Below are 14,211 nucleotides of genomic sequence, written 5' to 3' on the forward strand. Positions count from 1 at the left end.
TTGCATGAATTAGTTTTATAGTTACAAATACTGTTTACTGCTAACTTAAAACTGCCAACTTAAATTTGCTTAATCAACAAGCATTTCTTACGTTTGGTATGCATGCAAAACAGCATTAAACATCAGGAAACGATTGACTATTTTTTAAAGATAGTATGGCAAACAGTTGCCAACCGGTATAACCAGTTGGTTACGGAATTTGGTATTACCCAGTCTATTGGCTACTTATTGATCAATATTGACGAAAAGGAAGGTACTACCGTTTCGCAGGCTGCGGCTTTGCTTGGTCTTAAATCAACCAGTTTATCCAGGATGCTTAGTCAGCTGGAAAAAACAGGGTTGATATACCGCGAATCAAACCAGGGTGATAAACGTTCTGTTAAAATATATTTAACTGAACTTGGAAAAGAAAAACGTCACCAGGCTCGTGCTATAGTAAAGCAATTTAATAATTATCTCGATTCTCACATCAGCGAGGCCGATAAGCAATACCTCACCGAAATGCTGAAGAAGATCAACAAGCTTACGCTGAACTATAAACCATAATTACATCCACACTTTTACCTTAAATTGAACGTTTTATTCAAAAATTAAGCCTTAAGTATAGGGCGATGGTGTGCTTATGGACCTATTAATTGTTAAAAAGTGTTAAGCTGCCGTTTTTCTATTATAAAAGAATAAATTTGCCTTTTGAAAAATGAACAGGACGCTGTTAGCTTTATTTGTTATTGTTATTGGTTTTGGCGCGTGCAAAAAGACCACCGATCCTTTGATTCATTATGATGAGCAGAAAGCTATCGATGATAAATTGATACAGGATTATTTGAAAGCGAATAACCTTACCGCCAAGCGTACGGATAATGATACTTCGGGGGTTTATTATCTTATTAAGCCGGGTGAGGAAGGCGTAGGAAATGATCTATTCACCAGTTCAACTCAGGTTACCGTTGGGTATACCGGGCGGATACTGACATCACAGACAGTAATAGCGCAGACCAATGAATTTCATCCCTCATACAGGTTGAGCGATGTGATCAGGGGCTGGCAATTAGGTATACCGCTGATGAAAAAGAATGGTAAAATAAGGTTGTTTATACCATCGAGATATGCTTATGGACCTTATCCGCAGGATTCACTACATTTGCCGGCAAATTCGGTGCTTGATTTTGATATACAGTTGTATAACGTGATCAATTAAGATTAAAAAGAACTAAAGGGGTGGAAATGCAATTGAGCCCGAAAAATAAATAACTTAAATAGAGCCGGTTTTATACTGATTCTTTTTAACGGTTAAAAAACAAATAAATTTAAATGAAACAAACACTTTTTACGCTTTTACTGATCACATCTATAGGTTTAATATCCTGCCGAAAAACGAGGAACGATCCGAATATTGTTCAGTACGATCAAACCCAGATACAAAATTATATCTCGGCAAACGGGCTTACCAATATGAAAAGAGATGTATCTAATGGTGATACCAGCGGTATTTATTATCAGATACTTTCGCAAGGCTCAACAACAACTCCCTTGGATTATCCGGATAGTGTGGCGTTTGTTTTAACCGTAAGATCATTTGATGGTAAGTATGTTAATGCAGACACCCTTAATTTGGCGCACTTTGATGGCCTGTTAGGGCATATATCGGGTGGTGGGCCTGTACTCGGGTTTACAAAGGGTTTACAATATGCCATACATGATATTATCAAGTATAAAGGTACCAGAGCCCGGATCCTGGTTCCGTCGAGGGTAGCTTACGGCGTTAACGGTATCGGTACCGGCAGCTCAAGCAATACTGGTACCCGTATTTTGGGTAATCAATGCCTTGATTATTACGTTAATGTAATTTCAGATGTAAATGTATATGATCGTTATTTAATTAATGAATATATAACTAAAAACAACCTGTCGGGATTTAATGAAGTTAAGTCGGGACGGGCTCAGGGATTATATTATAAAGTGGTTACACCTGGCACGGGTACCGATCCTCTTTCCGAGGCATCTTCTTTTACAAGTAATTACACAGGCAAAGTTTTAAATGGCGGCATATTTGGCAGTACCGCGACAGACTCGGGGACGTCGGGCACAACAACTTTATCTTCGTTTACTCTGGGGCAACTCATTGTTGGGGTGCAGGAAGCATTAAAAGGACAGACAGCAGGAGCAGTAGTATCTATGCTTATACCATCCAGGTTGGGTTATGGAAAGAGTGGAAGTGGTACTACCATTGGACCTGATGTTCCTTTATATTATGACTTTACAATTGGTACAGTAACTAATCCGTAGTTATTTTGCTAATGCTTCTTTAAAAGCCTTTAAACAACGCTCACGTGCGAAAGCGTGATCAATAATGGGTTTCGGATATTTGCTAAAATCAGCATATTCCGGAACCCATTTTTTAATATATTGTAGTTGCGGGTCGAATTTCTTGGTTTGCGCATCGGGGCTAAATATGCGAAAATAGGGAGCCGCGTCTGTACCTGAACCTGCGGCCCATTGCCAGCCGCCTACATTACTGGCCATTTCGTAATCAAGCAGTTTCCTGGCAAAATAATGTTCGCCCCAGCGCCAGTCTATCAGTAAGTGTTTACTTAAAAAGCTGGCCACAATCATACGCACACGGTTGTGCATAAACCCTGTTGCATTTAGTTCGCGCATGCCCGCGTCTACAATGGGATAACCCGTTTGCCCATTACACCAGGCTGTAAATTGTGCTTCATCGTTCACCCATTTAATACGGTCATACTCCGGCCGGAAAGCATGATCCATTGTATGCGGGAAATGGTATAGGATCATCATATAAAACTCCCGCCATATTAGCTCATTCAACCATGTTTTATCGGGGCTGGCATAAGCTGTTTGGGCCAGCTCCCGAATGCTTACTGTACCAAAACGCAAATGCAAGCTAATGCGCGATGTGCCTTTAACAGCCGGGAAATCCCTTTTCTCCTTATACTCGGCAATCACATCTTTATATTCCTGATCGGGAAAGGGTATGGAGCTTTTCTTAAATCCCATTTGTTTTAAAGAAGGAATGGGTGGTACCTCTATTTTAGCCAGATTTTTCAGATATTTTTTGGTAGGATAAACCTTCAGGTAAAATGGTTTCAGGAGACTGTACCATTTGCGTTGATAGGGTGTATAAACCGTGTAGGGCTTGCCATCATCCTTAACAACTTCGTCTTTTTCAAATATAACCTGGTCTTTAAAGGTTTTTAGCTCGATGCCACGCTTGTTTAATTTTTCTTTTACGGCCTTATCGCGTTTGATGGCATAAGGTTCATAGTCATGATTGGTATAAACGGCCGCGATGTTATGCGTATGAATAATGTCGTCCCAGGCATGCTCGGCTTTATCATAGATGACCGTTAAACCGCTACCTAATTTATGCAGCTCTTTGCTCAGTTGCTCAATGGTTTGATGGATAAAGGTTACACGAGCATCGTCTTTGCCTTCAAGATCATCCAGTATCTCTTTATCAAAAATAAATAAGGGAAGAACTGGATTACCGCTTTTTAAAGCATGATATAAGCCTGCGTTGTCGTTTAAACGCAGGTCTCGGCGAAACCAGAAAATGACTATCGGAGTTTTTTTATCCATATATTTCCTTTAATGCCGCAGATATTTCTGTGAATTTAAACCTGAACCCTGCATCCTGGATCTTCTGTGCCGAAACTTTTGTGCTGCCTAAAACAATGGTGCTCATTTCGCCGAGCATCAGCTTCAACACAAAAGCAGGTACGTTTGGAGCCCAAAGCGGTTTATGCAATTGTTTAGCTACGGCCTGGGTTAGTTGTGCGTTGGTAACCGGGTTAGGCGCTACCATATTGAAAATGCCATTAAAAGCCGTGTTTTCAATGCTATGCATATACATGTCCACTACATCCTGCCAGTGTATCCAGGGAATCCATTGCCTGCCGTTACCTAAAGGCGAGCCCACATACAATTTAATGGGTTGAGCCAATTTGGACAATGCACCGCCATCTTTATCCAACACCACTCCGGTACGAAACTTTACAATCCGTAGCCCAAGTTTCTTTCCTTCATCCACCGCGTTTTCCCATTCAATACAGCAATGAGCCATAAAATCGGTATTGGGTGAACTATTTTCTGTCATCAGTTCATCACCACGGTCGCTGTAGTAGCCTATAGCCGATGCAGAGATCACGGAGGTTACCTGGTGTTCCCTCTTTTTTAACAGATCGTATATCAATCCTATTGATTTGGTACGGCTGTCAATCAATTCCTTTTTGCGCTTCTCCGTCCATCGGTTTTCGGCTATGCCTGCCCCGGCCAGGTGCACTATGGTATCTATACTATCAATGCAACGGTCATCAATAATGCCCTGGTTAACATCCCATATAAAGGTTTTAACAGCAGGGTTTTTACCCGGTGTCCGGCTTAAGGCACTTACACTATAACCCTTACCAAGCAGTAAAGCTATAAGGCGCCTGCCCACCGAGCCCGATGCACCTGTTATCAGGATGTTTTTACTCATTGTTTTTTACCGGTATATGGTTCATGGCTAAAATTAGCGATTCTTTATAAGTTAAGCATTGACCGGGTACAATATCCTGAATGGAGTGCTCATGCATAATGCTTTCATTCATCAGGCTGTTGGCCAGATCACGGGTAGTAGCGTAGTCAAAAGAGTTGGTACGACTTAGCCAATAGGATAAAACTCCTGCCGGCAGGAAGGGGATGCTGATGATACGCCTTTTAAGCTGACGTATTTGCGCATAACCCTGTATCATTTCTTTAAAAGTTAAAATATCCGGTCCACCGATGTCGAAACTGCGATGGAAGGTTTTTTCGTTTAGCATTATATTTTCCAGGTAAGTGAGCACATCGCGTACTGCTATAGGCTGGCAGGGGTAATTAACCCAACCGGGCACGGTTACCACCGGTGATTTTTCGGTGATATCACGGATGATCTGGAACGATGCGCTACCTGAACCAATGATAATAGCTGCCCGTAAAATGGTTAAGGCCGACTTACCTTCCCTTAGCACATCCTCTACATGTTTGCGTGATTCAGCATGCTTAGATTGAATTTTGCCGTTGCTGATACCGCTCAAAAATATAGTTTGTCGGCAACCTGTCTGATCAAGGGCATGTATAAAATTATAAGCCGATAGCGCTTCCAGCGCAGCCAGATCCTGTGATTGCGCCATGGAATGTACCAGGTAATAAGCAACCTCAATATCTGCCGGGAATGCCTCAATACTTTGCTCCCGCAACAGATCGCCGACGATGAGGGTAACACGACCGGCAAAATCATTGCGCTCCTGAAAACGCCTCTTATCACTTACCAGGCAAACAATTTCATGGCCTTTCTCCAACAAAACGGGGATCAGCAGCTTACCTATATAACTATTAGCACCGGCAAGTAAAACCTTCATTTATGGGCAACAATAAAAAGGGTAGGGTGTTTTAAAATTACTCCGCAATACTATGTTTGAACAAAACGGCTATATGTTTACATCCTGAATTGTTGGTTACAATGGTGCAAACTTAAAACAAGCTAAAAACTTTTTAAACCTTTAATTTTAACATTTTTCTGCTCAAAAAGGGGTTAAAAACAGATCAAAAACACCTCATTTTAACACTTTTTAACAAATTTTTAACATGATTTTGAGCGGTTTTTGAAACTTTAAAAAGTATTGAATAATTGATTGTCAAATAACTATATGAAAAATGATCAATTTTTAACCTTGTTTTGTCCTTAACAAAACAGCCCGATTGTCTGATAAAAAGACAAGCGGGCTGTTGAGTATAAAGATACGTAAATTTGTGGAGAAGGACAAACCATATTGCCAATAGGCTGCCATGTTTGTCCAATACAAAAAATTTGGATTGATTATTAAACGGCAAATAGTATGTGCGCAACGCTATTACATCAATATCAATTGGTTTTGTCATCCCGTGGGGCATTGCTTAACTATTGTGAAACCATCCGTCCGGAACATTTGGCCCAAGCAATCCCGTTGTACAATAACGATTGTATGGGTAGTTTAATGAGGCATGAGGCTAATACTTATTTAGGCTGGCTGTTCAATTTTTTGCAGCAGGAACAACGGCCCTACTTTACTGAAGACAATCACAAGAACATACAGGCTATTCGCGGTATGTTTGATGAGGTGAACCTGATGGTTACCAGCTTTTTGCAACAATACAAGGATGATATTAATGCCCCGCTTACCTTGCCAAGGGAGGGCGAAACGGTACTAACCTTAACACCGCTGGAGCTATTTACACACGTAATCACTCACGAATACCATCATAAAGGGCAATTAGCTAATATGAGCAGGCAACTGGGCTATATCCCGGTTGATACGGATGTGATAAGGAATTGAAAATTGCTCACTGGCTTAATGCATACAGCCAACATAAACCTTAGCCTTAAAGGAAAATGCTGTTTTTGATTGCCCCATAGCCAGCAGGGCGCTGTCGGCGCTTGTTTTGGTTTCGTAGATACCCCTTACCAGGGCAATGGTTTTTTCTTTGGCATCAGATTTATACTGGTTTAGATATTCCAGGCTTAAGAAATCAGAAACTGATCTTCGTGGATAATAATCGCCTGCGTACATCTCATCGTCATAATTATCCGGAAGCGCTATCAGGTCTTTGGTTTTATTGTAACCGCGATCCATAGTGTCAATAAGGATGTTTAGAGATTTATTCAGATCGAACATTTTTCCCCGGAGTGTATTATAACTACGTCCGGTATCTGCCACTACAACGTAATAATCGGCGTAATTAATGGTATCTGTTTCACTTTGAACGGAATCCTTGGCGCTGGCCTGGAGTGTCTGGGTGCTTTTATAAGATGCCGGCAAAACTTTAACCGGCTTAACCTTAGCATCGCTATTGGTTTTTGCAGGTTTTGGTTTGCAGGAGGTAATAATACAAATGAGCAGGAGCAGGTAAAGGGTTTTCATATGGTGATGATAGTTATTCAAAGGTATTAAAAACATTGTTGCGCAATAAGGTTACTTTTTAAGTTCCCTCCCTCTGGAGGGGTGCGGTTAATTTGTGTACAGGCAGAGAGGTATATACGCCTGACAGGTCTCTATGAGCAGAAACCCCTTCCTTCCCTTCCCCAAGGAAGGAATCGCGCTGTCCCCGGCTTTTACCCCAGGACCATATATTTTTACTGCTATCCGCCAACTGAAAAACCTTAATACTCCAGCACTACGTGCGGTTTGTAAGTATCGGTTTTAACCTGGGCTTTAAGTTCGTGAAGGATATTGTACAGACCAAAGTTGGTGCGGTTTACGTAGATAAAATGCTTTACGCCCCGGGCCTGTTTAAACTCAGGTAATTTAGATAAGCGTTCGCCGAAGCGGTATAGCTGATCGAAAAAGGCTGTCTGGCTAAAATCAAAGTGGTCATGCAGGTAGGGCATGGCAAACAGCTCTATCATTTCGCGGAACTGGGTATAATAAAACTCTATCTGCGCGGGGCTGTCATCCTTGTGGATCATATCCAGCTGACGGAAAGCCTTGATGGTTTCCACTTTGTTATCGAGCAGATTGGTAGAGGTGAGGGAGAAGAACGGATAATAAAAATCCTCGGGCATCTCTTTAATACAGCCAAAATCAATAACGCCCAGTTTACCATCGGGTGTGATCAGGAAGTTGCCGGGATGCGGATCGGCATGTACGGCGCGGAGCTCATGCTGCTGAAAATTATAAAAATCCCACAGGGCCTGGCCGATTTGGTTACGCAGCTCCTGTGATGGATTGGTGGCCAGAAACTCGCGCAGGTGTTTGCCCTCGAGCCAATCCATGGTAATGATGCGTTTGCTGCTCAGTTCGGGATAATAATTAGGGAATACGACATTATCTAAGTTGGCGCAGGCGGTTGAAAACTCGACGGAACGGCGTACTTCCAGTTCATAGTCGGTTTCTTCCAATAGGCGTTCCTCTACCTCGCGCATATAAATTTCCAGGTCGCGCTCGCTCATACCTAACATCCGGAAGGCGAAGGGTTTCACCAGTTTCAGATCGGACGAGATAGAATCGCCCACGCCGGGATACTGGATCTTCACGGCCAGCCTTTTACCATTAAGCTCTGCCTCGTGAACCTGGCCAATAGAGGCGGCATTGGTAGATCGGATGTTGAATTTATCAAAAATCTGATCTGGGTTTTTACCGAAATATTTTCTGAAGGTTTGCACGATCAGCGGTCCCGAAAGCGGTGGTGCGTTGTATTGCGATTGGGTGAATTTATCGACATAGGCCTGCGGCAGCAGGTTTTTATCCATGCTGAGCATTTGCGCCACTTTAAGGGCGCTGCCTTTAAGTTCGCTTAATGATTTGTAAATGTCTGTAGCGTTATCCTCATTCAACTCAGATTTGTCCATGTCCGGGTTGAATAACTTTTTGGAATAATGCTTGATATAATTGCCGCCAATTTTAATACCAGTGGTCACAAATTTGGCCGAACGCTGCACCTTGGTGGTGGGCATACTGTTTTGTTCGGAGGCCCCCTCTAATCCGATAGCTATCGGATCTCCCCCAGTAGGGGAGACTTTATTATTTTCATCTGTCATAGGTAATATTAAAATCCCATCTTATCCTTTATACCGCCGTTTTTAACCAGGAATTTGCCGTATTCAAACAGATTGTCGATTGGTGAACGCTGAAACAGGTCGAACGTAACGTTAACGCCTTTTTCAATAGCTTCATCGGTTTTCTCGAACCCGGCAGAGTTGTCATTTACCCAAAAGTTCAATACAAATACAAATTGCACCCACAAGGCATCTTTATAACGCTTGCTGAAAAACTTACGATCGCTTAGCTCTGATGATTCCAGTCCTTCTTTTAGTATCTCGTCTGCAAAGTTTTCGTAAATATCCTTCAACTGCTCAAACACGCGCGGGGTAGTAAAACCTTTGGGTTGCTTGTTGATGGTATAAATGGCAAAGCTGCGGCTGTTTTTGATCAGCTCGAAGAAACCGTAAAAAAACGAAAGGGCTTTTTCGCGGGCACTGTATCCGCCCCAAATCTCTTGTCCGCGAATTTCCATTAGAGTTTTTCGGGCAAATTCGGCCCAGATGTTTTGTTCAACCGCTTCAAATGAACCAAAGAACTGGTAAAATTCAGCCTCGGTCATTTCGTTTTGTTTGGCAAAAATGTAAACCGATTTAGGCTGCTCGCCCTCGGTGAGTACATAATCAATATACGCGTTCTGAATGCTTTCGATAGTTGCCATAATTTTGAATTTTTAAGAGCCTCACCTAAATCCTCTCCAAGGGAGAGGACTTTGCTTTGCTTGATTTTTACTTTTTTATTACTCCATCTCTCCCGATAACTATCGGGATGGAGAGCCGGGGTGAGGCATTATATAAACTGCTCCACCGCCTGTTGTAATTGCCGGGCCTGTATCACACCGCTTTGCCGCCATTTGGTTTGCCCTTTTTGAAATATCATAAGGGTAGGTACACTTTGTATCCTGTAGGCGTTGGCTGCCGATGGGTTTTTGTCGATATCTATTTTGATGATCTTCACCTTGTCGCCAAGGGCGTGTTTTACGTCCTGCAATATGGGTGGCATCATTTTACAAGGGCCACACCATTCGGCCGAAAAATCAACCAGCACAGGAGTTTCTGATGCTATAATTTCCTGGAAATTTGCCATAGCGTATTTATTTAGTTCACGGGTGAAAGTTCATAGTCCACTTGTTATGAACACTCTAATTTCGTAAAAGTTTAGGGTATTTAGAGGGATGGAGTATATTATGACTTTGGGGTTATGATAAAAAATACGTCATTGCTGTAAGGGTACGAAGCAATCTCTAAGCTATACAGGGCGAATAAGGCGTGTTGTAGAGCGCTCAATTGCCGCTGAGGCTGTTACTTTGTCTTGATACAAAGTAACCAAAAATCAAGTCATCAGAAATGCTTCTTTGCCGCACGTGGCCTTTGCCCTGCAAACCGGGCAGAACCACGGGCTGCTAAACCTTACCTCCACTTCGTTCGCTCATTATCCACGCTTCAGGTAAGGTTCGCTATGCCCCTCCTTTCCCACAGGCCCGCATCGTTCTGCCCACTTTCGCCCGAAGCTTATCTGCTAACGGGAAGAAAGAAAAACCACCTCGCAGTTGCTTGGCTTCAGCCGAGTGACGGTAGTAAACATAGAATCACTAAATAAAATCCCTAAATTTAAGCATGCAAACTAAACTAATCATCTGCCTGTATCTGCTGCTGGCTTTGCCTATAGCCATATTGGCACAGGACAAACCAATCGTGATACCGCTTTGGCCCAAAGGCGCGCCGGGTTTTGAGAACCGTCGTAATGAGCCTGAGCAGGCTAAAGACTATTGGGTGAAAAACATCCATAATCCATCGCTCACGGTTTTTGCACCACCAGCGGGTAAGGCCAACGGCGCGGCCATTGTGGTATGCCCGGGTGGTGGTCATCGTTTGCTGGTTTATACGGCCGAAGGGATTGAGCCTGGTAAATACCTGAGCAACCTGGGCGTAACCGTTTTTGTATTAAAATATCGTTTGGGCAGGGACACGCTATCGCCCTATAAAATTGATGTACATGCCAAACAGGATGGTTATAGGGCCATGCGACTGGTGCGCAGTAAGGCCACCGAATATGGCTTGGATACTAACCGGATAGGGATGATGGGCTTTTCGGCAGGTGGCGAGGTGGTAGATATGGTGGCTTATGGAGAGGGTAAAGGCAATGCGAATGCGCCTGATCCGGTAGATCGACTGAATGCCCGACCAAATTTTGTGATCCAGATATATCCTGGTCCGCTGTACGTACCTGATGAATTACCTGCCGATGCACCGCCTGCATTTTTGCTGGCTGCCAATGATGATCCTTGCTGTTCAACACCGTTGGTGAAATTGTTGAACGCGTACCGTGCCGCCAAAATACCTGTAGAGATGCATCTGTACACACAGGGCAGCCATGGTTTTAACATGGGCAACCGGTCTAAACTGCAATCCATCAATACCTGGCCACAGCGTCTGGCCGATTGGCTAACGGATAATAACTATTTAACACCCGTAAGGAGGGAACGGCCAAAGGTGCTTCATTGAGGCCCCTAACAGCCTGAATGGGGAACTTTTGATTAGGCTGATGGCTTGTCTTTAGACTCCCGACTCAGAACTTAGGAAAGAGACTTACAAATAACTCAACCACCATTGCTTATGCGTTTGCTTGTATTTGCCAAACCACCGGCATGGAAAATAAAGAGACGCGATAACCAGCAGCCATATCAGGTAAACCACCAGCAAACTATAGCCAAAGGATGGGGGACGGAACCAGAGAGGGGATTGTGGTGTGCCGATATCTTTACTGGTGTACCCCCAGGCAAAAAAGAAAATGATGCTCAATACCCTGATGATATAAAAATGGGGCACGTAATAAAAGAAAGGCACTTTGCCGTAAATATTAAATATATCGGTGACCTTGTTTTGTATTTTCTCGAAATAGGAGAGCAGCAGCAGCGATACGCCGAGCGTCATACAGAGATATAACAGCGAGCAGGGGTATTTGGTGGTATTGAGGAATGACATCACTGTAAACAATGCATTACGTTGTACCGCCCATGGCGCGGGATCACCATAAATATTAATGGCCCTTACGATAACAAAGATCCCCAGCGTGATCAGACCAGCGTAACGTAGCTGCCTGCGCCGGAGCACGGCATCATAGCCCGAACGATATAGCGCGCCAAAAGTATAGCCCAGCAGCATAACGCTGGTCCAGGGGAGTATGGCGTAAAGGCAAAATATAAAATGCGATTTTCCGAGCGGTATTATGGCGGCACTGGCGGTAAACAATATTTTAGTGGCAGAACCTGCCGTCGCAGGATTAAACAGGCCGGGCAAATCAAACAGGTTATGGCCAAAAAACAACAGTAAGCCAATAAAGCCAATCACTTTTATTGGGAGACGGTTAAGTAGCCCCAGGATGATCATACTGATTCCTATTGCCCATATCACCTGTAATATGATAAAATTATAAAACGGGTTGGCCGATATGGCCAGCGTCATCAGCACAACTTCCACAGCAATGAGCCAAAGACCACGTTTGATCAGGAAACCGGAGAACTCGCCCGGACTGCGCCTGGAGCCTGCCAGGTTTGCCGATACACCACTCAGAAAAACAAATGTAGGTGCGCAAAAATGGGTTATCCACCGGGTAAAAAACAAAAATGGCGTCGTAGTGGCCATATCGGTAGGATTAACATTGCTGAGATGAAAAAAGTCGCGTACATGATCAAGGGCCATAACAAGCATGATGAGGCCGCGCAGCACATCAATGGATTGAACGCGCTGTTTATTTTCAGTTGGTGGTGGCATCAATAAAACTTAAGTTATTTTGAATATACATTAAATGATTGATATTTAATATAATAGCTTGAGTTTTATAATGATGTTAGAAGTGTTGCCTATGGATTTAAGAGTACTACCTGTACCTCCGATAGTTCTGTTTGGCGTGTATTACGGTTCAAAAAGGTGGGCTTAAGGCGGGTTACGGAATAATGTTTAAAGGTTTTGACAACAGTGAATTTCCAGCCTTTTCCTTCGAGATCATGCAGTACGCCGGTGTTGGCATATAGCAGGGCCTGGCCCTTTATCTTGTCTTTGTCGGCATCGCTTACTGCGGTGGCCTGTGTATGAAGATAAAAGTTAAAATCGTCATGAAACTGGCCGTCGTTAATATAAACCGGTAATCTTTGCAGATTGTTCTGGTTGATCCATAGGGCGGCCTCACTGCCCGATTGATAATGCAGCAGCGAGGGATAAAAACACAGGTTAAGAAACAGGTTGATAATAAACGAAGCCAGCATGGTGCTGAAAATGATCCGCTGCATGCCCGTGGATACCTTGCCTGGTAAAAATATAAGTAAGAGCAGGAATATAATGATGATGGATGCAGTGAGCGGGACAAAGGTTTCAGGCCGATAAAAATACCACAGGGCGGTTATAATGAGCAGCATCAATATAATAACGATAGTTTGGGTGATGCGTACCGCTTTAATACTTTTTTCGGAACTGAGCTTATAAAGATATTGTGCCGTAATAATGGCGAAAAACGGGAATACGATATTGAGATAATGCGGCAGCTGGAATTTGGATGCCGAGAACAGCAGGAAAGTAATGAGTGATCCGCAGATGCAGTACCATTCTTGCGCCTGTACATTTTTGATTCCCTTTTTGATGAACTGAAATATCGCCACGAATAATACCAACGACCATGGCAGAAATGCCCAGAGCGTAGTATGTATAAAAAAGGTAGGATCGCCATTACCTTTAATAGGTCCGGTATTAAAAAAACGCCCGAACTGGCTATCCCAAAAAAAGAATTTGATGCCCGATACACCGGTGTGCCCAAATACCACTTTTTCGGGATGGAGGTCAAATTGCCGGTACAGGCACCATATTTCGGGGGTGATAAACAGGAGCACCAAAACCATAGCCAGCAGCCAGCGCCAGTGAAAAAGCTGTTTCCATTGGCGGGTAATGAGCAAATGGCCAACTACAGCCCCGCCGATAGTGATGAGTGCGAACATGCCCTTCGTCATCACGGCGCAGGCAGTGAACAAGCAGGCCAGCACCAGTTGTCCAAAATTATTACGGGTATATGCCTTATAAAAATGATAAACCGCGGCGATGATAAGCCCGGTTAAATAAGGCTCGGCCCGTACATCGGTATTGGAAAGGATGATATGCTGGGCGGTAAGTAATATCAGCACCGCCCATAAGGCGATTTGTTTATTATAAAGATCTTTAGCAAAATGATAGGTATACACCACGCCCATCATCATAAACAATATACCCGGAAGCTTATATGCCCAGGTAGTAAAACCAAAGCATTTAAAAAATACGGCGGCAACCCAAAACGGGAAATGAGGTTTATCGAGCCAGTCGGTTTCCCAGGCAAACAGGTCGGCGTAGTTGTTACGCAGCACCATGGTTTTGGCTATGTTGGCGTAGAGGTTAGCATCCGGGCCCATAATGGTGGTAAACAAACCAGTAAAGTTGATGATCACGGCCATGCCGATGAACAGGTATAGCCATTTGGTTTGGTGGACGGTATTGGGTTGATGCATATGAACAAACGGGGTATAATGGCCGTAAATATAAGCAGATTATTTATGGAGGAGATCTAAACTATTAACCAGAATACCCGAGAAACAGGAAAACATGTCATTGCGGGAAACTACGCAATGACATGT

Annotated in this window: 14 protein-coding genes; 5 read left to right on the forward strand and 9 right to left on the reverse strand. The window is 43.4% G+C overall.

What is annotated here, in order from left to right; translation table 11 throughout:
• Window positions 1–114 precede the first annotated feature (114 nt).
• The 3 genes from FHW89_RS25495 (at window position 115) to FHW89_RS25505 (ending at window position 2,286) form a co-directional block, all read left to right on the forward strand.
• Entirely contained in the window at window positions 115–546 is a 432-nt protein-coding gene (locus FHW89_RS25495; protein WP_172337954.1) for a MarR family transcriptional regulator, read from the forward strand.
• A gap of 151 nt (window positions 547–697) precedes the next feature.
• On the forward strand, window positions 698–1,198 hold the full coding sequence (locus FHW89_RS25500) for an FKBP-type peptidyl-prolyl cis-trans isomerase (protein ID WP_172337885.1): 501 nt from the start codon (window positions 698–700) through the stop codon (window positions 1,196–1,198).
• Window positions 1,199–1,311: 113 nt separating this feature from the next.
• Window positions 1,312–2,286, forward strand: a complete 975-nt coding sequence (locus FHW89_RS25505; protein WP_172337886.1) for an FKBP-type peptidyl-prolyl cis-trans isomerase — start codon at window positions 1,312–1,314, stop codon at window positions 2,284–2,286.
• On the opposite strand, the gene FHW89_RS25510 is transcribed toward FHW89_RS25505, so the two are convergent.
• The 3 genes from FHW89_RS25510 to FHW89_RS25520 are packed head-to-tail and all read right to left on the reverse strand — an operon-like array spanning window position 2,287 to window position 5,402.
• Window positions 2,287–3,600: a deoxyribodipyrimidine photo-lyase gene (locus FHW89_RS25510; RefSeq protein WP_172337887.1), complete on the reverse strand. Its 1,314-nt coding sequence runs from the start codon at window positions 3,598–3,600 to the stop codon at window positions 2,287–2,289. It abuts the gene before it with no gap.
• The gene (locus FHW89_RS25515; protein ID WP_172337888.1) at window positions 3,593–4,498 is read right to left on the reverse strand and encodes a TIGR01777 family oxidoreductase; all 906 of its coding nucleotides are present in this window, start codon (window positions 4,496–4,498) and stop codon (window positions 3,593–3,595) included. Before FHW89_RS25515 ends, FHW89_RS25510 begins: the two co-directional genes overlap by 8 nt.
• On the reverse strand, window positions 4,491–5,402 hold the full coding sequence (locus FHW89_RS25520; RefSeq protein ID WP_172337889.1) for an NAD(P)H-binding protein: 912 nt from the start codon (window positions 5,400–5,402) through the stop codon (window positions 4,491–4,493). Before FHW89_RS25520 ends, FHW89_RS25515 begins: the two co-directional genes overlap by 8 nt.
• A gap of 477 nt (window positions 5,403–5,879) precedes the next feature.
• Between FHW89_RS25520 and FHW89_RS25525 the strand changes: the two genes are divergently transcribed.
• A complete protein-coding gene (locus tag FHW89_RS25525; protein ID WP_172337890.1) occupies window positions 5,880–6,356 on the forward strand; it encodes a DinB family protein in 477 nt (158 codons plus the stop codon).
• A gap of 15 nt (window positions 6,357–6,371) precedes the next feature.
• Here the strand turns inward: FHW89_RS25525 and FHW89_RS25530 are convergent, their stop codons facing one another.
• From FHW89_RS25530 to trxA, 4 genes are all read right to left on the reverse strand, one after another.
• The gene (locus tag FHW89_RS25530) at window positions 6,372–6,941 is read right to left on the reverse strand and encodes a hypothetical protein (RefSeq protein ID WP_172337891.1); all 570 of its coding nucleotides are present in this window, start codon (window positions 6,939–6,941) and stop codon (window positions 6,372–6,374) included.
• A gap of 239 nt (window positions 6,942–7,180) precedes the next feature.
• Complete coding sequence (locus FHW89_RS25535) at window positions 7,181–8,557, reverse strand: AarF/ABC1/UbiB kinase family protein (RefSeq protein WP_172337892.1); 1,377 nt, start codon at window positions 8,555–8,557, stop codon at window positions 7,181–7,183.
• Window positions 8,558–8,565: 8 nt separating this feature from the next.
• Complete coding sequence (locus FHW89_RS25540) at window positions 8,566–9,219, reverse strand: TetR family transcriptional regulator C-terminal domain-containing protein (RefSeq protein WP_172337893.1); 654 nt, start codon at window positions 9,217–9,219, stop codon at window positions 8,566–8,568.
• Window positions 9,220–9,347: 128 nt separating this feature from the next.
• Window positions 9,348–9,644: a thioredoxin gene (gene trxA, locus FHW89_RS25545; RefSeq protein ID WP_172337894.1), complete on the reverse strand. Its 297-nt coding sequence runs from the start codon at window positions 9,642–9,644 to the stop codon at window positions 9,348–9,350.
• A 530-nt stretch (window positions 9,645–10,174) separates the two neighbouring features.
• Between trxA and FHW89_RS25550 the strand changes: the two genes are divergently transcribed.
• Window positions 10,175–11,062, forward strand: coding sequence for an alpha/beta hydrolase (locus tag FHW89_RS25550; protein WP_172337895.1), 888 nt, complete (start codon window positions 10,175–10,177; stop codon window positions 11,060–11,062).
• A gap of 84 nt (window positions 11,063–11,146) precedes the next feature.
• Here the strand turns inward: FHW89_RS25550 and FHW89_RS25555 are convergent, their stop codons facing one another.
• Window positions 11,147–12,331 carry a DUF1624 domain-containing protein gene (locus FHW89_RS25555; protein ID WP_172337896.1) on the reverse strand — a complete coding sequence of 395 codons (1,185 nt, stop codon included), beginning with the start codon at window positions 12,329–12,331 and terminating at the stop codon, window positions 11,147–11,149.
• 89 nt (window positions 12,332–12,420) lie between these two features.
• A complete protein-coding gene (locus tag FHW89_RS25560; RefSeq protein WP_172337897.1) occupies window positions 12,421–14,085 on the reverse strand; it encodes a glycosyltransferase family 39 protein in 1,665 nt (554 codons plus the stop codon).
• Between the last annotated feature and the right edge of the window lie 126 nt (window positions 14,086–14,211).

Source organism: Mucilaginibacter sp. SG564, from assembly GCF_013149275.1.
GTDB lineage: Bacteria > Bacteroidota > Bacteroidia > Sphingobacteriales > Sphingobacteriaceae > Mucilaginibacter.